21 protein-coding genes are annotated in these 23,383 nt (G+C 35.5%); 12 read left to right on the top strand and 9 right to left on the bottom strand.

Annotation, left to right across the window (positions count from 1 at the left end; translation table 11 throughout):
- The first annotated feature begins 9 nt into the window (after positions 1-9).
- From ACFSQS_RS08985 to ACFSQS_RS08960, 6 genes are all read left to right on the top strand, one after another.
- Positions 10-960 carry a glycosyltransferase family 2 protein gene (locus ACFSQS_RS08985; RefSeq protein ID WP_388017364.1) on the top strand — a complete coding sequence of 317 codons (951 nt, stop codon included), beginning with the start codon at positions 10-12 and terminating at the stop codon, positions 958-960.
- A gap of 112 nt (positions 961-1,072) precedes the next feature.
- Entirely contained in the window at positions 1,073-2,803 is a 1,731-nt protein-coding gene (locus tag ACFSQS_RS08980) for a phospho-sugar mutase (protein ID WP_388017361.1), read from the top strand.
- The gene (locus tag ACFSQS_RS08975; RefSeq protein ID WP_388017358.1) at positions 2,803-4,662 is read left to right on the top strand and encodes an ABC transporter ATP-binding protein; all 1,860 of its coding nucleotides are present in this window, start codon (positions 2,803-2,805) and stop codon (positions 4,660-4,662) included. The genes ACFSQS_RS08980 and ACFSQS_RS08975 overlap by 1 nt, the downstream gene beginning before the upstream one ends.
- 302 nt (positions 4,663-4,964) lie before the next feature.
- Positions 4,965-5,507, top strand: coding sequence for an RNA polymerase sigma factor (locus tag ACFSQS_RS08970; RefSeq protein ID WP_388017355.1), 543 nt, complete (start codon positions 4,965-4,967; stop codon positions 5,505-5,507).
- Between the two features lie 33 nt (positions 5,508-5,540).
- Positions 5,541-6,050 carry a hypothetical protein gene (locus tag ACFSQS_RS08965; protein WP_388017352.1) on the top strand — a complete coding sequence of 170 codons (510 nt, stop codon included), beginning with the start codon at positions 5,541-5,543 and terminating at the stop codon, positions 6,048-6,050.
- A gap of 15 nt (positions 6,051-6,065) precedes the next feature.
- Positions 6,066-6,521 carry a sensor of ECF-type sigma factor gene (locus ACFSQS_RS08960; RefSeq protein ID WP_388017349.1) on the top strand — a complete coding sequence of 152 codons (456 nt, stop codon included), beginning with the start codon at positions 6,066-6,068 and terminating at the stop codon, positions 6,519-6,521.
- 71 nt (positions 6,522-6,592) lie between these two features.
- On the opposite strand, the gene ACFSQS_RS08955 is transcribed toward ACFSQS_RS08960, so the two are convergent.
- On the bottom strand, positions 6,593-6,922 hold the full coding sequence (locus ACFSQS_RS08955) for a thermonuclease family protein (protein ID WP_388017346.1): 330 nt from the start codon (positions 6,920-6,922) through the stop codon (positions 6,593-6,595).
- A 173-nt stretch (positions 6,923-7,095) separates the two neighbouring features.
- Between ACFSQS_RS08955 and ACFSQS_RS08950 the strand changes: the two genes are divergently transcribed.
- Positions 7,096-8,859, top strand: a complete 1,764-nt coding sequence (locus tag ACFSQS_RS08950; protein WP_388017343.1) for an aromatic amino acid hydroxylase — start codon at positions 7,096-7,098, stop codon at positions 8,857-8,859.
- Between the two features lie 170 nt (positions 8,860-9,029).
- Here ACFSQS_RS08950 and ACFSQS_RS08945 read toward each other — a convergent pair whose 3' ends face one another.
- On the bottom strand, positions 9,030-9,782 hold the full coding sequence (locus tag ACFSQS_RS08945) for an enoyl-CoA hydratase/isomerase family protein (protein WP_388018290.1): 753 nt from the start codon (positions 9,780-9,782) through the stop codon (positions 9,030-9,032).
- Positions 9,783-9,877: 95 nt separating this feature from the next.
- Between ACFSQS_RS08945 and ACFSQS_RS08940 the strand changes: the two genes are divergently transcribed.
- On the top strand, positions 9,878-10,192 hold the full coding sequence (locus ACFSQS_RS08940) for a rhodanese-like domain-containing protein (protein ID WP_388017340.1): 315 nt from the start codon (positions 9,878-9,880) through the stop codon (positions 10,190-10,192).
- Between the two features lies 1 nt (position 10,193).
- Here ACFSQS_RS08940 and ACFSQS_RS08935 read toward each other — a convergent pair whose 3' ends face one another.
- The 7 genes from ACFSQS_RS08935 to alaS form a co-directional block, all read right to left on the bottom strand.
- Positions 10,194-11,129: a pyridoxal-phosphate dependent enzyme gene (locus ACFSQS_RS08935; protein ID WP_388017337.1), complete on the bottom strand. Its 936-nt coding sequence runs from the start codon at positions 11,127-11,129 to the stop codon at positions 10,194-10,196.
- 4 nt (positions 11,130-11,133) lie between these two features.
- Entirely contained in the window at positions 11,134-11,748 is a 615-nt protein-coding gene (locus ACFSQS_RS08930) for a DUF4230 domain-containing protein (protein ID WP_388017334.1), read from the bottom strand.
- 57 nt (positions 11,749-11,805) lie between these two features.
- Entirely contained in the window at positions 11,806-12,456 is a 651-nt protein-coding gene (locus ACFSQS_RS08925) for a response regulator (protein WP_388017331.1), read from the bottom strand.
- Between the two features lie 7 nt (positions 12,457-12,463).
- Complete coding sequence (locus tag ACFSQS_RS08920; protein WP_388017328.1) at positions 12,464-14,554, bottom strand: tetratricopeptide repeat-containing sensor histidine kinase; 2,091 nt, start codon at positions 14,552-14,554, stop codon at positions 12,464-12,466.
- A 516-nt stretch (positions 14,555-15,070) separates the two neighbouring features.
- The gene (locus ACFSQS_RS08915) at positions 15,071-16,960 is read right to left on the bottom strand and encodes an outer membrane protein assembly factor BamB family protein (RefSeq protein WP_388017325.1); all 1,890 of its coding nucleotides are present in this window, start codon (positions 16,958-16,960) and stop codon (positions 15,071-15,073) included.
- A gap of 149 nt (positions 16,961-17,109) precedes the next feature.
- Positions 17,110-18,060: a GSCFA domain-containing protein gene (locus ACFSQS_RS08910; RefSeq protein ID WP_388017322.1), complete on the bottom strand. Its 951-nt coding sequence runs from the start codon at positions 18,058-18,060 to the stop codon at positions 17,110-17,112.
- A 121-nt stretch (positions 18,061-18,181) separates the two neighbouring features.
- On the bottom strand, positions 18,182-20,845 hold the full coding sequence (gene alaS, locus ACFSQS_RS08905) for an alanine--tRNA ligase (RefSeq protein ID WP_388017319.1): 2,664 nt from the start codon (positions 20,843-20,845) through the stop codon (positions 18,182-18,184).
- A 129-nt stretch (positions 20,846-20,974) separates the two neighbouring features.
- Between alaS and ACFSQS_RS08900 the strand changes: the two genes are divergently transcribed.
- The 4 genes from ACFSQS_RS08900 (at position 20,975) to ACFSQS_RS08885 (ending at position 23,379) form a co-directional block, all read left to right on the top strand.
- The gene (locus ACFSQS_RS08900) at positions 20,975-21,946 is read left to right on the top strand and encodes a M23 family metallopeptidase (protein WP_388017317.1); all 972 of its coding nucleotides are present in this window, start codon (positions 20,975-20,977) and stop codon (positions 21,944-21,946) included.
- A complete protein-coding gene (locus tag ACFSQS_RS08895) occupies positions 21,946-22,275 on the top strand; it encodes a MerR family transcriptional regulator (protein WP_388017314.1) in 330 nt (109 codons plus the stop codon). The genes ACFSQS_RS08900 and ACFSQS_RS08895 overlap by 1 nt, the downstream gene beginning before the upstream one ends.
- Positions 22,276-22,341: 66 nt before the next feature.
- A complete protein-coding gene (locus tag ACFSQS_RS08890; protein ID WP_388017311.1) occupies positions 22,342-22,935 on the top strand; it encodes a LemA family protein in 594 nt (197 codons plus the stop codon).
- Between the two features lie 6 nt (positions 22,936-22,941).
- Complete coding sequence (locus ACFSQS_RS08885; RefSeq protein ID WP_388017308.1) at positions 22,942-23,379, top strand: TPM domain-containing protein; 438 nt, start codon at positions 22,942-22,944, stop codon at positions 23,377-23,379.
- Positions 23,380-23,383: the final 4 nt, after the last annotated feature.

Here is a 23,383-nt window from a genome sequence, read left to right as displayed (position 1 = left end):
AATTTGTACATGAACATTTCCGTAGTCATACCACTACTCAACGAACAAGAATCCTTAACAGAATTAAATGATTGGATTGCCAAAGTTATGCAATCCAATCATTTTTCGTATGAAATCATTTTTATCGACGATGGCAGTACCGATGATTCTTGGCAAATTATCAGCCAGCTATCTAACCAAAACAACCATGTAAAAGGCATTCGGTTTTTAAAAAACTACGGGAAATCGCAGGCACTACATGCTGGTTTTGAAAAAGCCCAAGGCAATGTGGTTATTACCATGGATGCCGATTTACAAGATAATCCAGATGAAATTCCCGAGCTGTACAAAATGATTGTAAACGATGGTTTCGATTTGGTTTCGGGCTGGAAAAAGAAACGCTACGATTCGGTGTTAGCAAAAAATTTACCGTCAAAATTATTCAATTGGGCCGCCAGAAAAACCTCGGGTGTTAAATTGAACGATTTTAATTGCGGCCTTAAAGCCTACAAAATAGAGGTTGTAAAAAACATTGATGTTAATGGCGAAATGCACCGCTATATTCCCGTACTTTCCAAAAACGCAGGGTTTTCTAAAATTGGCGAAAAAGTTGTAAAGCACCAAGCCAGAAAATATGGCGAAACCAAATTTGGAATGAACCGGTTTGTACACGGTTTTCTAGATTTAATAACCATTTGGTTTTTGTCGCGCTTTGGCAAACGCCCCATGCACTTATTTGGGGCCTTAGGGTTTATTATGTTTGCCATTGGCTTTGGTTTTGCCATTTATTTGGGCATAGACAAATTGTTTTTAAACCCCATGGGCAGGCTCATTACCCAACGCCCACAATTTTACATTGCATTGGTTACCATGATAATTGGCACCCAGTTTTTTGTTGCTGGTTTTTTAGGAGAAATTACTTTACGCTCTAAGCAAAATAAAAACCGCTACAATATTAAAGACCAATTGAATTTTAATTAAAATATTAGAGCGAAATAATTACAGAATAAAATTATATTTCTTAAATTTAAAACAATAAACTAACTAACGAAATGCTTATTTTAGCGTTCGCTTAACTAATCAATGCTTTAAGATGATTCACATTAAACCTGAAATTTTAGACCGAATAAACTCGTGGCTAACTCCAACTTTCGATGAAGAAACGCAGCAAACCATCAAAGATAGCATAGCCAATAACCCTAAAGATATACAAGAAAGCTTTTATAAAAATCTAGAATTCGGTACTGGAGGAATGCGTGGTATTATGGGCGTTGGCACCAACAGAATCAACAAATATACCCTAGGTAAAAACACGCAAGGCTTAAGTGATTATTTACATAAATCGTTCCCTAACCAAACACCAAAAGCCGTAATTGCTTACGATTGCAGACACAATAGCAAATCGTTGGCAAAAGTTGTGGCCGATGTGTTTTCGGCCAACGGCATAAAAGTCTATTTATTTGAGGACTTAAGGCCAACTCCAGAATTATCATTCGCTTTAAAGCACTTAAACTGCCACTGTGGCATTGTGCTAACGGCATCGCACAATCCGCCAGAATACAACGGTTACAAAGTGTATTGGCAAGATGGCGGACAATTAGTGCCACCACACGACAATGCCATTATTAATAAGATAGAAAGTCTAGATTATGCAGACATTAAATTTGAAGCCAATAACGATTTAATCGAATATATAGGAAAAGAGGTAGATAACGCTTTTATAGATGCCTCTGTAAAAAACGGAAGCTTCAATACACCCCAAACAGCAAAAGACGATTTAACGATTGTGTTCACATCACTTCATGGCACATCTATTGTTTCTGTGCCAGAAACTTTAAAACGTGCTGGGTATAAAAACGTGCACATTGTTAAGGAGCAGGAAGTGCCAAATGGAGATTTCCCCACCGTAGCGTCGCCAAACCCAGAAGAACCTGCAGCTTTAAAAATGGCCTTGGAATTAGCCGAAAAAGTTAACGCCGATATTGTTATAGGTACCGATCCCGATTGCGACAGATTGGGCATTGCCGTACGAAACACAAAAAACGAATTGCAGTTACTTAACGGTAACCAAACCATGTTAATGATGACGCAGTTCCTTTTAAAACAATGGAAAAAACAAGGCAAAATCACAGGAAAGGAATTCATTGCCTCTACCATAGTTTCAACGCCTATGCTAAGCACCCTTGCGGCATCGTACAATGTAGAGAGTAAAATTGTACTTACCGGTTTTAAATGGATTGCTCAGTTAATCCACGAAAACAAAGACCTCAATTTTATTGGTGGTGGCGAAGAAAGTTTTGGCTATATGGTCGGCGATTTTGTTCGCGACAAAGATGCGGTAACCTCAACGCTTTTAGCTTGCGAAATCGCGGCTCAAGCCAATGCAAATGGCAGTTCGGTTTATAAAGAGTTAATAGACTTGTACGTTGAACACGGTTTCTATAAAGAACACCTAATCGCATTAACAAAAAAAGGAATTGAAGGTGCCGAAGAAATAAAACAAATGATGATTGATGCACGCGAAAACCCGCTAACCGTAGTTAACGGATCAAAAGTAACTAAAATTGAAGACTATCAATTATCGATTTCAAAAAATATGATTACTGGAAAAGAAAGCCCTATTAACCTCCCAAAATCAAATGTTTTGATTTACTATACTGAGGATGGTACTCAAGTTGCTTTGAGACCAAGTGGCACAGAACCAAAAATCAAATTCTACATAAGCGTTAACACCAATTTAAATTCAGCATCAGAATATAAAACCGTAGAAGCGCAACTCGACAAAAAAATAGCAGCCATCGTAAAAGACATGAAATTGAGTTAATGAACCATTTTATAAACATTTTAAAATACGCAAAACCTTATAAGCGTTATGCCATAGGACACATTATTTCTAATGTGTTTTTTGCTTTATTTGGCACCCTATCATTCGTGGCATTAAAGCCCATGCTCGATGTTATTTTTAAGAAAGACAATGTAGATGAATTAGGAGGAAAACCAATAACACAAACAAACCCTGCTGAACCTGTTTATAATGGTTTAATGGAAATAGACAATTACGTTGAAGATTTATTGGCCTACAACATGCACCAATTTACCGGTGGAGACGACTCGAAAGCATTGATTTTTGTGGTCGGGTTAATTATTGTTATGTTTTTACTAAAGAATATTTTTGGGTACTTAGCCAATTATTTTTTGGTTTTTCTTAGAAATGGAGTGATTAGAGATATTAGAAACAAAGTTTACAAAAAAACTGTAGAATTACCTCTTTCATATTTTTCTGAGCAACGAAAAGGCGATATTTTATCGCGAGTAACCAGTGATGTTTTAGATTTACAATACTCGTTTTTATCGGTTTTAGAACTTATTGTTAGAGAGCCTCTTACCATTATTTTCACCATCACGATTATGCTGTATATTAGTCCGCAGCTTACCTTGTTTATCTTTATTTTCATCCCAATAATGGGCTTTATCATTTCAAAAATCGGTAAAAGCTTAAAACGAAAATCAGATCGTGTTCAAAAAGAACAGGGTATATTTCTGTCTGCCTTGGAAGAAACACTTACGGGACTGCGCATCATCAAAGGTTTTAATGCCGAAGATAAATTTAACGAGCGGTTTCAAGAATCCACCACACGCTTTTATCATTTTTCAAACAAATTGCTCAACCGTCAAAATCTAGCATCGCCAAGCAGCGAATTTTTAGGCATTCTAATGATTGCCGTTATTTTATGGTACGGAGGTAATTTGGTGCTTACTGGCGATTCCGAATTAGACGGCAGTACATTTCTTGTTTACATGGGTCTATCATACAATATATTAACACCTGCAAAAGCCATTTCAAGGGCGCTTTACAACATTAAAAAAGGTGGCGCTGCCGCGGAACGTATTCAAGAAATTATCGACACTCCAAATCCTTTAAAAGATAAAGAAAATGCTATTGAAAAAATCAGTTTCGATTCTGAAATTAAGTTTAACAATATCTCTTTTAAATATCAAGACGAATATGTTTTAAAGGATTTTTCCTTAACCATTCCCAAAGGAAAAACGGTAGCACTTGTTGGGCAGTCTGGTAGCGGAAAATCGACCATAGCCAACCTAATCACCCGCTTTTACGATGTAAACAAAGGACAAATTTTAATTGATGGTATAGATATTCGCGACTTAACAACAGGCTCTTTACGTGCCCAATTGGGCATTGTAACCCAAGATGCCATTTTGTTTAACGAAAGCATAAAAAACAATATGAAATTAGGCAACGAAAACGCTACAGATAAACAAATCATTGAAGCCTTAAAAGTTGCTAACGCTTGGGAATTTGTTAAAGATTTAGAAGGTGTTTTAGACTATAACATTGGAGATGCAGGAACAAAACTTTCTGGCGGACAAAAACAGCGTTTAAGTATTGCCCGTGCAGTATTAAAAAGTCCACCAATTATGGTTTTAGACGAAGCCACATCGGCACTAGACACCGAAAGCGAACGCTTGGTACAAGTAGCCTTGGAAAACATGATGAAAAACAGAACATCCATCGTTATCGCACACCGATTATCAACCATTCAAAACGCCGATGAAATTGTAGTTTTAAAGAAAGGTGAAATTGATGAACAAGGGAAGCATAACGAACTTATTGCAAAAAACGGCAGCTACAAAAAACTTGTCGAAATGCAGAGTTTTGAATAAAAACAAGCTTTTAATAAATTAAAAAAACTAAAAAAGGATAGAGATTTGGGGTTTCTATCCTTTTTTTTATTTATGCTAGACTTGGGGACAAAACTAGCAACATAAGTAGGTTTCTGGTACAAACATAAAGCAAAAAAACAGACTAAACAAGAAAAAAATGCGTTTTATCGTGTTATTTTGCGTTTTATCGATATATTTGAACTCAACTACCTGATTATCAGTTTTTAAAAAAACAAGAAAAAATTAAGAAAACCACTTTAAACTTTTAGTATATTAAAAAGTCTAACAACAAAGCCTTTTCTTTGATTGACGAATTACAATTAATAGAGCAATTAAAAACAAAAACCTATAAAGAACAAGCATTTAAAACCTTGCTTGCACTTTATAAGGAACGCCTATATTGGCACATCCGAAATATTGTAAAGTCGCACGACGATACAGACGATGTTTTACAAAACACATTTATAAAAATTTACAAAAATATTAATACCTTTAAGGGAGATAGCAAACTCTATTCTTGGATGTACAGAATAGCCACAAACGAATCGATTACATTCATTAATAAAAATGCAAAACGTTTACAAACAACAAATGAGGAAGTGAAACAAATAGCCATAAATAATTTAAAATCAGACGTTTACTTTGAAGGTGATGCCATACAACTAAAATTACAGCAAGCCATTGCAAGCTTACCACAAAAGCAACAATTGGTTTTTAACATGAGATATTTCGAGGATATTAAATATAAAGATATGGCAGAAATTTTAGAAACCAGCGAAGGCGCACTAAAAGCATCATACCATATAGCAGTAAAAAAAATTGAAGACTATTTAACTAACAATTAAACCTTTTAAAGATAAATAAGTCTTATTAAAACCATGAAAGACAATAATTTACATAAAATAAAAACTGCAGGTTTTAAAGTTCCAGACAAATACTTTGAGTCTTTTAACGAAAACCTATTGGCTAAATTAAAAACCGAAACCAATTTAGAGTTTTATAAATCTACAGGTTTTAAAGTACCAAATGATTATTTTGAAACCGTTGACGATAAAATTATAAATAGGATCGACAACAAAGAAAAAACCAAGGTAATCCCTTTGTATTCATGGAGAAAAGCAGGATATGCAACGGCTGTAGCGGCAAGTTTAATACTTATGCTTAACATCGTCTTTAATGCTCCAGAAAAATTAACTTTCGATTCTTTAGAAATCGCTTCCATCGAAAATTATTTAGCTGAAGAAGATTTTACAAGTTACGAGATCGCCAACTTTTTAACTGAAGAAGAATTAAATGCTGACACCTTTACAAGCAACATTATCTCTACAGACTCTTTAGAAGATTACTTGTTGAACAACGCAAACATTGAAGATTTATTTATAGAATAATAACATAATACAGTTATGAAAAAAATTATAACAACACTGCTGTTGCTAACTTTATCGCTAACCGCATTTTCTCAAGGAAAAGAAAGAAAAGAACGCATAAGAGCACTAAAAACAGCCCATATTACAGAAAAACTGGATCTATCTGAAAAAGAAGCCCAAAAATTTTGGCCCATATACAATGCCTATAACGAAAACATGAAAACCTTAAAACATGTAAAGGTTAGAAAAATACGCCAAGAAATAAAACAAAACATAAATACTTTAACGAACCAAAAAGCCCAAGAATTTTTAAACCAATTGTCCGAAGCCGAAAACAGCATGCACAACGAGCGCTTAAAATTAGTAAACGATTTAAAGGGGGTTATTTCACCCAAAAAAATACTCTTGCTAAAAATTGCCGAAGAAGAATTTAACCGAAAATTGTTCGAGCAAATTAGAAGCAGGCACCAAGGGGGCAAAAAACGAAACTAGTCGAGCCACACCCTAAACTATAAAAAACCTCATCAAATATTAAGAAAATAAACTTTTTATACCCTCGCCTTCTATGGCAAATAAGGTTTCGCATACCCGTTATCTACCAACCACTGGTTAACCTCCAACCCATCTTCTAAAACAATATTTGCTAAATAACGCCCGTACTTACCCTGTTTATCTTTGTAGGTACGTATAGTTACTTCTTTATCAAGCACCATCTCTCTTACAATATCGCGCACTTTTTTACCTTCTAATTTTTCTGGCCCTCTCATTTCGGGTGTATCAATGCCATAAAGCCGTAATTTCATTTCTTGGGAATGAAGAAACCCTAAATCTACAACGGCAGTAACGGTATCGCCATCATAAACATCAATAATTTTTGCTCTGTAAGTGTACATATCGTCTTATTTTACTGAAAGATACAAATTCATTTTAAAATCATTTCATCATAAAACCCAATTTAGCCAACTAAAACAAAAAAAACTAAGAACCAATAAATTTAACAACTAAAAATATACGTTTTTATTTAGAGTTTGTATTTTTACATAAGCAGCCACAAGCACAAAAACCCATGTCGAACACCATAGAATCCAACGTTATTTTAAATCGCTTGCCCAAGCATTTAAAACAGTTTATAAAACCGCAAAACTACGATGACTATTCGGCCATCGATCAAGCAGTTTGGCGTTATGTAATGCGAAAAAATGTCGATTTTCTAACCAAAGTCGCACACAAATCGTATTTAGACGGTTTAAAACAAACGGGGATTTCCATCGATAGCATCCCCAATATGTACGGTATGAATCGCATTTTAAAAGACATTGGTTGGGCAGCCGTGGCGGTAGATGGTTTTATTCCGCCCAATGCTTTTATGGAATTTCAAGCCTACAACGTGCTGGTTATTGCCAGCGATATTCGTCAATTAGAGCATATTGAATACACACCTGCACCAGATATTATACACGAAGGTGCAGGACACGCACCCATTATTGCCAACCCAGAATATGCCGAATATTTACGTAGGTTTGGAGAAATTGGCTGTAAAGCCATCTCGTCGGCAAAGGATTATGAGTTGTACGAAGCGGTAAGACACCTTTCCATCATAAAAGAAGCACCAAATTCTAAAGATATTGATATCGCTTCCGCGGAAAAAAAAGTTGAAGACTTGCAAAAAAATATGGGTGAACCCAGTGAAATGGCTTTGATACGAAACCTCCATTGGTGGACGGTTGAATATGGCTTAATTGGCACCTTGGAAAACCCTAAAATTTACGGCGCAGGATTACTATCGTCTATCGGCGAAAGCGCGTGGTGCATGACTGACGAAGTTAAAAAACTACCCTATACTATTGAAGCTGCCTTTAAAGATTTCGATATCACCAAACCCCAACCCCAACTTTTTGTTACTCCAGATTTTGCGCATTTAAGCTTGATTTTAGAAGAATTCGCCAACACAATGGCACTGCGCAAGGGTGGACTTTCGGGCGTTAATAAACTCATCAACTCCCAAGCATTGGGTACCATCGAGTTAAGCACAGGCCTACAAATTTCTGGGGTATTTAGCAATGTTATTGAACTTGAAGGCAAACCCATTTACATACAAACCACAGGTGAAACCGCTTTATCGTACAGAGAAAAAGAATTGGTTGGCCATGGTACAGAAACACACCCCAAAGGATTTGGATCGCCCATTGGAAAGCTAAAAGGCATTAATATAGCCATTGAAGATATGAGTCCGCGTGATTTGAGTGCTTACAATATTTACGAAGAAAAAGTCGTAACACTTGAATTTGAAGGCGGGATTAAAGTATCCGGTGAAATTATTACCGGAAAACGAAACCTTCAAGGTAAAATTATACTGATTAGTTTTAACAAGTGCAGGGTAACCCACAACAACACCGTTTTGTTTAAACCCGAATGGGGCATTTACAATATGGCTGTTGGCAAAGACATTGTTTCGGCTTTTTCGGGGCCAGCAGATTTGAATAGTTTCGATTTAATAACCCATGTGCCATCAACGCAAACCATTCATATTAAAAAATCTAGCGAAACACTTAAACTTGAAACTTTATACCAACAAGTTAGAGATTATCGAGAGGGTAAAAACAAAACCATTTCCAGAACCAAGGTTTTAGAAGCACTTATTAAAAACCATCATAACGATTGGTTATTGCCCCTTGAGCTTTATGAGTTGGCTTTCACCGGAAATGAAACTAAACTATGCGAAAACATTATAAATCATTTAGAAAACATTAAACAAAACAGACCCGAAGTTGGGCATTTGATTAATGATGGGTTGGCAATTATTAAAAAAACGCAATTGTCAAAATATTAACACGTTATTGCGAGAAGGAATGACGAAGCAATCTCTTAAATAAAACTAAAATCTTAATAAAATCAAAATACTAAATAAGCAGATTCTCACGTCGCGCTTTGGGCGCTCCTCTGAATGACGAATAATCGGATTTAGGCTAAATAAAACATTAAAAAAATTATATTTAAAAACTACTTAAACCGCTTCAAAGTTTCTTTAGTAAATTCACTTAAAACCAATTTACCACTAATTTTGGCGCGTTCTTCCAAAAGGTTGTCCCAATGCGATGTGTCTTTCCAAAAGACTGCTTTCATTGCTTTTAAAGCTTCGGGGTTATAACTTGCCAGTTTTTCGGCCAGGGTTTTAACGGCTTCGTCTAAAGTTTCAACGCTATCAAAAACATCGGCGTACAAGCCTTTTTCTTTTGCAAATTCTGCAGAAAAAAACTGCTCCGCATTAATCGTCATTTGAGACATAACGTTCTGCCCCATTTTTCGCGTTACAGCTGGTTCGATAACAAAAGGGCCGATACCAATACTTAATTCGCTAAGCTTTATGGCTGCGAATTTGGTAGCCAAACAATAATCGGTTGCCGCTGCTAAACCAAGGCCACCGCCAACGGCTTTACCTTGAACTCTGCCAATAATTAACTTTGGGCATTTTCGCATGGCGTTTATAACATTGGCAAAACCTAAGAAAAATTGCTTTCCGGATTGGGCATCATCAATGGCAATTAGCTCTTTAAAACTGGCACCGGCACAAAAGGTTCGGTCGCCACCACTTTTTAAAACGATGACTTTAATTGCATCGTTTTTTCCAGCTTCAACAATAGTATTTTCTAATTTTTTAAGATTATCACTTGGCATGGCGTTGTGCTCTGGGTGGAAAAACTCTATTACCCCGATATGCCCTTCTAAAGTTAAACTAACGTATGGTTGCATTATTAAATTCTTTTGGCTGAATATATAAAATTATTAGTAACACATGTTACATTCTTCTTTAAAATTAATTGGATATTTGCACAAATAAAAATTACAACATGGGATTATTAAACATTCTTTTTGGTAACAAAAAACAAGAAAAAATTAAAGACTTTAAAACAAGAGGTGCTATTATTATTGATGTTAGAACACAAGGCGAATATAACCAAGGTGCTATTCCGGGGTCTAAAAACATACCTTTACAAAGTATTAATTCTAAAATTAACCAGATAAAAAAACACAATAAACCCGTAATAACTTGTTGTGCCAGTGGCATGCGATCGGGCAGTGCTGCAACAATTTTAAAAAGCAACGGTATTGAAGCGATAAATGGCGGTGGCTGGCACAGTTTGTATAAGAAATTAGAAGTATAGTTTAAAAGGGAAGATGACGTAAATCTACATTTCCACCAGAAATTATCACGCCTATTTTCTTGTTTTTAAAAGCGTCTTTCTGTTTTAAAACGGCAGCAAAAGCTACGGCACTCGAGGGTTCGATGATGATTTTCATGCGCTCCCAAATCAATTTCATGGCATAAATTATTTCATCTTCTTCAACCCGTATAATTTTTTCAACCTGTTTTTTAATAATTGGAAAATTCCTGTCGCCTAAATGCGTTCTCAATCCATCGGCAATGGTGTTTGTGGTAGTGTTTTTCTCGATGTTCCCTGATAATAGCGATCTGTAAGCATCATCAGCATTTTTAGGTTCGCCTGCAATCACTTTACAATTTTCAGAAAAATTTATTGCCGCCAAAAGCGTTCCTGCCAATAAACCGCCACCGCCAACGGGTGTGAAGATATAATCTAAATCGGGATAATCTTCCAACAATTCTATGGCCGCTGTACCTTGACCGCGAATCACATTGTCATCATTTGATGGATGAATAAAAGTTGCGCCTTTTTCAACAACTATTCTACGAGCTTCTTCTTCTCGCGCTTTAATGTTTGAATCGCATTCAACAATAATGCCCTCATAGGTTTTTACCGCATTCTTTTTAACTTGTGGCGCATTTTTGGGCATTACAATATAAGCTTTTACGCCTATTTGTTTTGCTGCCAACGAAAGGGCCTGCGCAAAATTACCCGACGAATGCGTTACGACGCCTTTACTTTTCTGCGCTTCGGTTAAATTTAAGATAGCATTGGCCGCTCCTCGCATTTTAAATGCACCCATTTTTTGGAAATTTTCGCATTTAAAAAACACATGGGCATCACATATCTCGTCTATTAATTTTGAGGTTAATACCGGCGTTTTATGAATGTACGGCTTTATACGATTGTGGATGTTTTGCAAAGTGGCTTTATCCATAAAATTACAGTTTTAAGTTTTGGAAGGTCTCCAAGGAAGTCATCGTGGTATCGTTATAAGTTAATGTCCAACCCAAGGAATTGGTTAAAATATAAAACTTTGAGAGCTCGCTAATCAGTCTGTTTTTGGCATTTGCTTTTAAATCGGATGCCTCTATTTTTTTGGCTAAAGATGCTTTTACGGTGTTTTTAATGGCGTTGTAATCTTGGGCTTCAAACGGATTTAAAAAATCGGATTGCATATCGTAATACTCCAAATCTGGATTTATTTTAATTTCTTCTTTCGGGATATTGATTATTTGAAGGGTTTTAGTGGCTTCGTCTATTTTAAATTCAATTTTACTTAAATCGTAAGCAATAGTTACCTCGGCATTTACAACCACCAACGCTTTTTTATTTGACGTAAAATATTCCCCAAAAATCTCTTTGGAATTTTTATAGTTGAATACTTCGCTAAAATGGCCTTCGTTAACTATTAATTTTCCAACATTTTTGATTTGCTTTTGAATGAGTGCCGAACTTTCCTGAAGCACAATTTTATCTTCTTTTTTTTCATCGCAATATTTAAAAGTGAATAAAACAACCAATGTGATGATGACACCAAATAGAATTTTTCGCATGCACTAATTTAGCATAATTTTATTTGAACGCATGAATTGCAATAAAAAACAAACACTCTAAATTAAATTGTTTTTTTTAGCTTTTTGTACAGCTTCCAGTTTGTTGTGCACCTGTAATTTTCGGTAAATATTCTCGATATGCTTTCGGATAGTACCTGCTGACAAAAATAGATTTTCGGCTATGGCATTATAGCTTAAACCTTTGCTTAACTGCTCTAAAACATCTATCTCCCTTGGGGTTAACTTGATGACTTCTTTCTCTTCAGAATTGTTTAACGCCATAGGGTTTCTGAGCAATTTTAAGGTTTTCATGGCTATGGATGGGGTCATGGCGGCACCGCCATTTAAGGTTTCCAAAATACCATCGTACAAATCTTTGGCATTAATTTCTTTCAACAAATAGCCATCGGCGCCCGCTTTTATGGCGTTAAAAATATGCTCGTCGTTATCAAAAACCGTAAGCATGATAATTTTAATATGCGGGTATTTATTTTTAATAATCTCGGTTGCTTGAATACCATTTAAAACGGGCATTTCAATATCCATTAAAATTAAATCGATGTTGTGGTTGGCTTCTAGTTTTTGTAGTGCCTCCTTACCATTTATAGCCGTAAATTTAACCGATAATGCTTCAAAAAAAGACAATTTTTCTTCAATCATTTTTATTAAAAAAGAATTATCGTCAACTATGGCTAATTTATATTTCATATACTATTTACACCTTTAATTTTACTTTTGTGCCCTTGCCCAAAACGCTTTCAATGTTAATTTGGGCATTGATATCAGCTGCACGTTTTTTCATGTTGTTTAACCCATTTCCCGCTTTAATTTCACTTTCATCAAAACCAACGCCATCATCTTTCACAGCAAACTGTAACTTATCGGCTCTCTTTTTTATTTCAACAGTGATGTTTGAAGCTTGGGCGTATTTTATCGCATTATTTATAGCTTCTTGAATAATGCGGTAAATATTCATGCCGTTAACCGAAGAGAATTGCAAGTTTTTTGAAAGCGACTGGTCAATATTAAAATTAAAGCTTGTTTTATTTGCCGAAACACTTGCTTTATCAACAAAATTAGATACTCGGGCTTGTAAATCTTCCAAAGAAATTTCACTTTTATTCATGGCCCAAATGGTGTCGCGCAACTCATAAATGGTGTCTTTTGTAAACTCACTTATAGTGCCTAATTTATTGTTGAGTTTATCGTTAGTTATTTTAAAACCGTATTTTAAATTATCGATTGAAGAAATAATAAAAGTGAGTTGCGCGCCAATATTATCGTGCAAATCGCGCGAAATTCTTAAACGCTGTTCTTGCAATCGGTTTTGGGTTTCAATTTTTACCAAAGCCTCTTTTAACTCGCTTTCTTTTTTAAGCTGCTCGTTTTTTAATTTTTGTTGATTGAACAGTAAATACCCTAAAACAGCAATAACAATGGCCAAAATGCCCAAACCGAAAAGCTGGGTGTTTTTTCTGTTAAGATTCAGTTCTTTTTCGGCAATATCGGCACGTTGCAAAAGGATTTCTTTTTCTTTTTTCTCGGTTTCGTATTTTACTTCAAATTCAGATATTTTATCTTTTAATGAGTTATTTGATAGTTTTTTTTCAACCTCGTACTGTTTTTCAAAATACTCCAATGCTTTGGCGACATTGTTAGTAGTTTTATAAAGCACAGACAAATTTTTAAAAACACTTGCCATATCGGATGGATTTTCGGCTTCAACAATAAGTGGTTCTGCCTTTAACAGATAAGCTTCTGCTTGTTTTAAATTATTAATTTTAAGATGATTTACACCTAAATTGAGATAAGTTACGCGTAAGGTTTGATTGTCGTTTGCTTTTTTTGCCGCTTCAACAACCGATTCGTATATTTTAATGGCCTTTAAAGGTTTATTTCTTACGGTTGCCAATTGCGCCATTCCTGTTTTTGAGAATAGAATAACCTTACCATAATTTATTTCTTCAGATTTTTTAATGGCCAACTTATAGTGATTTTCGGCTTTGGCATATAGTAACGTGTCGTTATTTTTCTCTCCAATTTCTTTGTACATACCAGCCACATTAAATAGGCTGTTGGCGACATCGACTTTACTTTTTCCGTTTTTTTTAATTTCAAGCGCTTCCAAATAAAATTCCAAAGCTTTTTCGTAGGCTTTCATATCTTCATAAATCAACCCAATATTGTTGAACGATTTACCCAAAGATGTAGAGTCGTTAAGTTTTTCGGCAAGTTCTATGGCTTTTTTGTGTACCGTTAGCGAGGATTCTGCCTTACCCAAATAAGACATGGCCAAGGCTTTGTTGTTAAGAAACCGCAGTTGATCTTCTTCATTGTTTTTTTCTTCGGCAAGCTGCAATGCTTTGTCAAAGTTTTGCAATGCGCTTTTAAAATCGCCTTTGTAAAAACTAAGCACCCCCAAATCGCCGTAATATTTGGTATAAAGGTCGTAATTAAACTCATTTTTTAAAATCTCCCAAGCCTTATTGTAATATTTGGCAGAGGTTTCGTAATCGCCTTTTATAATATACAACTGAGCGTATTTTAGCAAACTATGAATGTATATGTGTTCTAATTCTTTTTTATCCTTGGTGAATTGTAGTGTTTTGTTAATATAAACCTCGGCTGAGTCTTTACTTACATCGAAATACCCATCGACAATTTGGTTTAAGGCAACAGCTTTTTCTTCTGGATTTTTACTGGTATTTGCAATAGTTTTTAAACTGTCAATTTTTACTGGATTGTTTTGGGAAAACAAAAAAAAACCAAAAATTAACAATAAAATCGAGAGACTTTTTTGTTTCATATAAAATTAATTGTCTCGTTCCTCAAACATGAGTTTTTGAAACAAAAAAAATGTTTCAATAATTTTAAAAACTCTATTGTACAACGATTTGTTTAAGCTATTTATAAGTATAGTTTTTTGATGGATGGATTTGCTTTTTTCAGTCTCAATATGCAATTTGTTTTTTAAATAGTTAAAACGGTTTTGATATGTTTTTTTTAAAAGCACAATTGCAAAAAATGCTTTTAGGACAAATAGCATCAAAACAACTATTGTTACTACAATTAGAATTTCAAAAAACAAGAGCCATTCCATAATTAAAATAGATAATTAAGGTAACAAAAAAAACATCAATTGCAGACCTTATAAAGGGTTTAAAGCAACCGATGTTTTTTTGATATGAACTGATTAATAGCATTTTAAATCTACAACTTAAAGTAATATGTTCGTTAATTTTTCGACAAAAGTGTTTTAAAAAAAGATTAAGCGCAATATTGTAATCTATTACGCCTAATCAACAAATCTCAACAACAAGATTTATTTTTTAAGGCTATATGCATAAATGCTTTTATCATTAGCTTTATAATATAAGTAGCCCCCAAACTCATCTACTTTGTATTCTGGTTTTTTGTCTTTTAACAAAATTTCCTTATCCACTTTGCCAGTATCTTTGTTTACCTTTACCAATCCTACACCACTATCTAGTTTTGTTAAAATAAACTGCGCATCCTTTGTAGCCGATGTGGCTTTAAAACGCTCGGACATCATTTTAAACGAAGCATCGGCAATGGAGGCAAACATATCGGACGCTCTTTTGGCTTCTTTACCATAATCGTTATAATTTCTTAAATTGTTGCTACTGCCATAACCGGTTTTATTTGCTCCTGCCGCTGCCGTAGATACCGTTGCAACCAAAGAAGCTGCTGCTACAACACCACCAACAATTTTCATAAAACCGCTTTTTCCGGGCGATTTATGGTACTCGTGATACACTTTTTTTCCGTTGCTGTCCAACAACATCATGTTTTGCGACGCGCTTAAAAACACATTACCACCCCGAATCTGTATAGTGTTTGCTGCTTCCTTTTCATCAAAATCGAGGTCTGCCAATTCGGTTACTTCTCCAGATTTTGCGTCTATGGCAAAAACGGTTTTATCGGCAGCAATAAGATATCTGTTTTTTGCGCTATCAAAAGTCGATGCTACAGCAACAGAGTTTTTATATTTTAAAGGCTTTTTCCAAACTGCCTCACCTGTTTTTAAATTAACGATATTGGCATCTTCACCTGTAATATACAGTAACCCTTGTGGCGATTCTGCCATAACCATAATGTTTTCACCGGTTTTTAAAGGCTTTCTAAACAATGTTTTCCCGTCGAACGAGATTTTATTAATACCGCCTTGTTGAATACCAAACAAAATACCATCGTCCTGCACATAAAAATGTTGCACAAAGCCTTTTGTTTTTGGTGCTTTTTCCCATAAATCTTCTCCTGTTGATGCGCTAAACATAGTTATTTTTGATTCTGATTTTGCGGCTAGTGCTCCGCTTCCTCCTGTCACATCACTAACTACCGCTAATCCTTGTGGTAAAATCTCAAAGTTAGAAACATTGCCTTTTACCTTTCTGTCGTCTTGCCACAACTCTGCACCATTTTTTCCTATTTTATGGATGCGTGTATTTTTGCCGTTTGTTGTGGTTTCAAAACCATAAATTTCGCTTTCGGTTTTATTGGAAACCATCCAATTGATTCCTTTAATTTTAGTGCTCCACAAATCTTTACCAGTATGCGATTTGGCAATTAACCCCTGTGCCGTTGGAATAATTAAAAAATCGTTTAAAAGCAACGGCACGCCAGTAACGCTAAAATCCTTTGCTACTCCAACTCTACCAGGTTTATCTAAAAAGAAGCTATAATCTAATTTTCGGGTACTTAAATCGTAAACGGCGACTTTTGGCGTCATTTTTTCAAACTTATCGCCTTCTTTTTGAATACCACTTACAATAAGCTTATTCTCGGGTAAAATGACATTACAAGTATATATTTGATTCCAATTATCGGTTTCCGAATTAAAAATCACTGTACCTTGCATATAATCAATTACGGCACGTTTGGTTTTTACGAGTCCTGCAAATTTAGAATCTGCACCTTGAGACACCACTATATATGGCGAACCTGGAATAAATTGTGTTTCTTCTGGCTTAAGCTTCCCAAAATTGTTAAAGGTAAATACCGGTTGATTTTCGGTTGGCTTTATACCTACCAAACCATTGTTGGTGGCGACTACCAAAACACCACCAATGGTAAGTGTCATTTCATTTATTTTTGCTCCCAAATCGTAATTACTGTCTGGTGTTTCTGCTTTTTGTGCGTTTAACATTAGCGAACCCGCCAATAGTAAAACCATTAATTTTAAATGTCTCATTGTTGAATTTGTTTTTATGGTTAATAACACACCAAAATTGCAACAAAGGAGACCTCCAAACAATACGATGAATTGCGTATATTTTATAAAAAGAGGTTAGACCGCTTCGCTTTTAGAAACAAGAATCAAGACTGAAAAAAGAATTTAGATTAAAATGAAATTTTTGGGTGCGCAGATTGAATCTCTTTTATTTTTAATTCCAATTTTTGAAGAAACTGAAGATGTGCTTCTGAATTTGGGTTGAAGGGTTTATGTTGCAAGCCTTTTTGAATACCATCAACCGCTTCCATGGTTTTTGAAGCTTCATTAGATATCCAAACACTTTGAAATTTCTCCCAAATATAATTGATTGCCGTTTGGTTGGGATGCAACATATCTTCATTGTAAAAACGATAATCGCGCAGCTCGTCCATCATGATTTCGAAAGAAGGAAAGTAGTGTAGATTGTTTCTTGGCCCAACCACTTGGTGAATTGCTGTAATTAAATGTGCTTTGCTTTGCATGTTTTCAATAAAACCATCTTTTAAATGACGCACTGGAGATACGGTAAATAGAATAGATGCCTTTTTGTTAACGCTTCTAATTAGCTCCTCAATGGACTGCAAAGATTTTGAAATTTCATCAACCGAAAGCAATGCTTTTAAAAATTTTCTCTGTGGTACTTTATGGCAATTGGCTACGGTATTATTTGTTTTAATATGACTGTAAACCCAGGCAGTACCTAATGTGATTACGATGTGTGTTGCGCTTTTAATTTGCCTATTTGTTCCTTTAATAGAACTATTCAAATCTGCTAACAACTCTTCTTTTGAGGTGTTGCTTAATCGTGAGTGCGCCTCAAAACAATGCCATTGTTCGTTATGAAAAAACACATCTTCTTCTCGATATTCTTTTTTATGTATAGCATTGGTTAATAACTTCTCAATGGCCAAAGGTTGAAATAAAATACCAAAGGGATTTTGAAGATTCTGAAACTTAAAATATTCTAATTTGTTACCAATATTCTCAACAAAACACGAACCCAATAACAAGACACTAGATTTATAATCTATTTGATTATATTGCTGCGGTTGAAGTGTTATTTTGGTTTGTAGTTTCATACTCACAACTATTACACTGAGGTTCGCTGAGTATCACAAAGACTCACAGAGAAACTTTACCTTTAAAATTCTCTGAGAACATCTGTGTTTTTTTACTCTGTGAAGCTCTGCGTTATAACTTTTATTCTATAAACTTCTTAGCTTCTGCTAAAGCCTCATCAATGCCATCTGGTTTCTTCCCTCCAGCTGTAGCGAAAAACGGTTGTCCGCCACCGCCGCCTTGAATAAATTGCCCTAATTCTCTAACCACTTGCCCTGCATTTAAACCTTTGCTTGCTACCAATTCTTTTGAAATATAGCAGGACAATAAGGCTTTTCCGTTTTGCTCGGTGGCAAATAGTAAAAATAGATTATTAAACTGGCTACCCAAATCGAAAGCAATATCTTTAATTCCAGAGGCATCTAAATCTAGTTTTTTAGCTAAAAACCGAATGCCATTTACATCTTGTAACTCACTTTTTAGTTCTCCTTTAATATTTTTTGCTTTGTCTTTTAATAAAGCCTCGATTTGCTTTTTAAGCTTCGTATTTTCTTCTTGTAAATTCTGAAGTGCTTTTACGGGTTCTTTGGCATTATTAAGCAAACTTTTTATTTTAAAAAACGATTGGTTATTGCTTTGATAAAACTCTTTAACCGCTTTATTAGTTATAGCTTCAATACGGCGTATTCCTGATGCTACAGCACCTTCAGAAACAATTTTAAAATGCCAAATATCGGCTGTGTTTTTTACGTGTATTCCGCCACATAATTCAAAAGATTGCCCAAAACGAACGGTACGCACCGTATCGCCATATTTTTCACCAAATAAAGCCGTAGCACCTTCTTTTAAGGCTTGTTGCATAGGCACTTTTCTGTTTTCCTCTAAAGGTAATTTACCTTCTATTCTAGCATTTACAAAGTCTTCTATTTCTTGCAATTGCTCTGTTGTAACTTTAGAAAAATGAGAAAAATCGAAGCGTAAAGATTTTGGCTTAACCAAAGAGCCTTTTTGCTCGACATGATTACCTAAAACAACTCTTAGTGCTTGATGCAATAAATGTGTTGCTGTGTGGTTGCTTGAAGTTAAATCTCTGTGTTCGCTACTTACTACTGCCTTAAAAGTTTCGTTTAAATGCTTGGGTAGATTTTTAGCAAAATGGATAATAACATTATTTTCCTTTTTGGTATCTAAAATATAGACCACATTGCCGTGGGCATCTTCTAAAACGCCTTTATCTCCAACTTGCCCGCCACCTTCGGGGTAAAATGGCGTTACATTGAAAACCAATTGATACCTATCGCCATCTTTTTTAGAGCTTACTTTTCTGTATCGCGTTAGTTTTACATTAGCCTCAAGTGTATCGTAACCAACAAATTCTGCTTCTGCTTCATCATTTAAAATGGTCCAATCATCAGTTGAAGTTTCACTGGCTGCTCGCGAACGGTCTTTTTGTTTTTGCATTTCAAGATTAAATCCTTCGACATCAACTGTAAAGTTATTCTCTTTAGCAATAAGTTGAGTTAAATCTAATGGAAAACCTGAAGTATCATATAAATCAAAGGCACTTTTTCCAGATATAACCCTAACTTCTTCTTCTTTCCTTCCTTTAGGAATTCCATGCAAATAAATTGCTTGGTTTATCACTTTCATTATAGCTTCAATATCAATAATCCCTGATGATATTGTCCGCAAAAACGATTGCTCTTCTTCTTTAATAACATTTTCAATCAATTGTTTTTGCGCTATTAATTCTGGGAAAGCAGCCCCCATCTTATGGCTTAACACATCTACTAATCTGTAAATAAAAGGTTCTTTTTTATCGAGAAAGGTAAATCCGTAACGTACGGCACGACGCAGAATCCTACGAATTACATAGCCTGCACCCGTATTACTTGGTAATTGTCCATCTGCAATGGAGAAAGCAACAGCACGAACGTGATCTGAAATAACACGAATAGCGATATCTGTTGGCTCATCGTTGCCGTAGGTTTTTCCAGTTATGGTTTCAATTTCTCTGATTATGGGCGTAAACACATCGGTATCGTAATTAGATTGCACGCCTTGCAAAACCATACAAAGCCGCTCGAAGCCCATACCGGTATCGATATGCTTGTCGGGTAAGCTTTCTAAGCTGCCATTGGCTTTTCGGTTGTATTGCATAAAAACCAAATTCCATATTTCTACAACCTGCGGATGGTCTTGGTTTATTAAATCCCTGCCGTCAACCTTGGCTTTTTCTTCAGCAGATCTAATATCTACATGGATTTCGCTACATGGGCCGCAGGGACCTTGATCGCCCATTTCCCAGAAATTATCTTTTTTATCGCCTTTTAAAATGCGGTCTTCGGCAATGTGCTGTTTCCAGAAATCGTAAGCTTCGGTGTCCATGGGCAGTTTATCGACATCGTTGCTTCCCTCAAAAACGGTAACATACAACATGTTTTTATCGATACGGTAAACCTCGGTTAACAATTCCCAGGCCCAGGCAATGGCTTCTTTTTTAAAGTAATCTCCAAAGCTCCAATTGCCCAGCATCTCAAACAAAGTATGGTGGTAGGTATCGTAACCAACCTCTTCCAAATCGTTATGTTTACCAGAAACACGCAGGCATTTTTGGCTATCGGCAATTCTATTGTTTATTGGCTTTGCGTTTCCTAAAAAATATTCTTTAAAGGGCGCCATACCAGAATTTACGAACATTAAAGTTGGGTCGTCTTTTAAAACCATGGGTGCAGACGGTACAATGCTGTGTTTCTTTTGTTCAAAAAAACTTAAAAATTTCGATCGAATCTCTTGTGATTTCATTTATCTTAATATGCACTATTTGTTAAATTACTCTATTTGCAAAACAATTTTTATCTTTGGTCGTTTAGCAATAAAATCCTAATATTTACATTAAACTTAAGGAATTGCAAAAATAGCATAATTTAAACAATGAGTAAGGTAAAATATTATTACGATCCGGAATCGCTTTCCTATAGAAAAATAGAGCGTAAAAAAAGAAAAACCTTTGCATACATATCGGTTTTTCTTTTAGCGGCTTTTCTGTTTTCCTTTATTATTTTTTCTATTGCCAATCTATATATTGAATCGCCTAAGGAAAAAGCCTTAAAGCGAGAGCTACAGAACATGCAGCTACAATTTGGATTGCTAAACAAAAAAATGAACGAAGCCGAAGCCGTACTTGCCAATGTTGCCGATAGAGACAATAATATATACCGGGTGTATTTTGAAGCCAACCCCATACCAGACGAGCAACGTAAAGCTGGTTTTGGTGGGATTAACAGATATAAAAACCTTGAAGGCTTTGACAACTCTGAACTTATAATTGAAACCAACAAACGCTTAGACATTTTACAAAAACAAATTGTGGTACAGTCTAAATCACTGGATGAAATCACCGTTCTAGCAGAAGAAAAAGAAAAACTTTTAACCGCCATACCAGCCATACAACCCGTTAAAAACGAAGATTTAACACGAATGGCCTCTGGATACGGCATGCGTACAGACCCCTTTACCAAGGTTAAAAAAATGCATTGGGGCATGGATTTTTCGGCACAAAAAGGCACCCCCATTTATGCCCCGGGCGATGGCATTGTAAAACGTGCAGATGCCAGATCCAGCGGTTATGGCAAGCACATAAGGATAGATCATGGTTTTGGCTATGTAAGCCTATATGCGCATTTGCACAAATACAACGTAAAAAAGAACCAAAGAGTTAAACGTGGCGACGTAATAGGCTATGTTGGAAACACAGGGCGCTCTATGGGACCACACTTACATTACGAGATATTTAAAGATGGTAAGCGCATAAACCCAATTAATTTTTATTATGGTAGTTTAACTGCTGAAGAATTCAGCAAATTATTAGAGCACGCCTCTTTAGAAAACCAATCCTTAGACTAATGCACATAGATTTACCAGACAAAAGATATTACGGCATTGGAGAAGTAGCCAAAGCATTTAATGTAAACACCTCATTGTTACGTTTTTGGGAAAAAGAATTTGACGTGCTTAAACCAAAAAAAAATGCCAAAGGCAACCGCAAATTTACACCAGAAGATATTAAAAACCTAAAGCTTATTTATCATCTTGTTAAAGAGCGGGGCTTTACTTTAGAAGGTGCAAAAATTCATTTAAAAGAAGGCAAAAAAGAAACTTTGAATAATTTTGAAATTGTTAGTAAACTCGAGGATGTTAAAAACCAATTGATTAAAATTAAAAATCATTTGTAACATTTTAACTTTACTCTAGACCTATTATTGCTACATTAAAAACAAACTAAACAAACACAATAAAAAATGAAGAAATTTTTACCATGGATTATCTTAGGAATACTTGTAATTGGCTTATATTCTTGGGGGAAAGGGTTTAACAACACAGCTGTTAATTTAAACGAAGGCGTAAAAGAAGCCTGGGGCAACGTAAAAACCTCTTACCAACGCAGAAACGACCTAATTGGCAATTTGGTTAACACCGTTAAAGGAGCTGCCGACTTTGAAAAAAGCACCTTAGAGGCTGTAGTTAATGCACGCGCAAAAGCCACTTCCATATCTATAGACCCAGCAAATGTTACACCAGAGCAACTCGCCCAGTACAACCAAGTACAAGGGGGCTTAAGTGGCGCATTAAAAAGCTTATTGGTAACCGTAGAGCGCTACCCAGATTTAAAAGCCAACCAAAACTTTTTAAAATTGCAAGACGAGCTAACCAGTACAGAAAACACCATACAAACAGCAAGAACACGTTACAACGAAGCTATTAAACCCTACAACATTCATGTTAACGAGTTTCCAAACACCATACTTGCTGGCCTGTTAAACTTTGATGAAAAACCGTATTTTGATGCTGAAGCTGGTGCCAACCAACCAGTTAAAGTAGATTTTTCTAACTAAAACGCCATGTCTAAAATAGAAGATTTTCTTTCTGCTGAAGACGAACAGGAAATTATTGAAGCCATTAGAAAGGCCGAAGCCAAAACCTCGGGAGAAATACGTGTGCACATTGAAAAAACATCGAAAACAGATGTGTTTTCCCGTGCTATGGAAGTGTTTCATTATTTAAAAATGGACAATACCAAACTGCAAAATGGGGTTTTAATTTATGTTGCTATTAGCGATAGAAGTTTTGTAATTTATGGTGACAAAGGCATTAATGATGTGGTTCCTAATAATTTTTGGAACAGCACCAAAGACCTTATGCAATCGCATTTTAAATCCGGTAACTTTAAACAAGGTTTGGTTGAAGGCATTATTGAAGCGGGTGCAGAACTTGCCCTGCATTTTCCGTGGAAACACAACGACAACAACGAACTTTCTAACGAAATATCAAAAGGCTAACCTT

The organism is Gelatiniphilus marinus (genome assembly GCF_042684345.1).
Lineage (GTDB): Bacteria > Bacteroidota > Bacteroidia > Flavobacteriales > Flavobacteriaceae > Gelatiniphilus > Gelatiniphilus marinus.
Note: the sequence above shows the minus strand (reverse complement) of the source record. Positions and strands in the feature narration are given on the sequence as shown.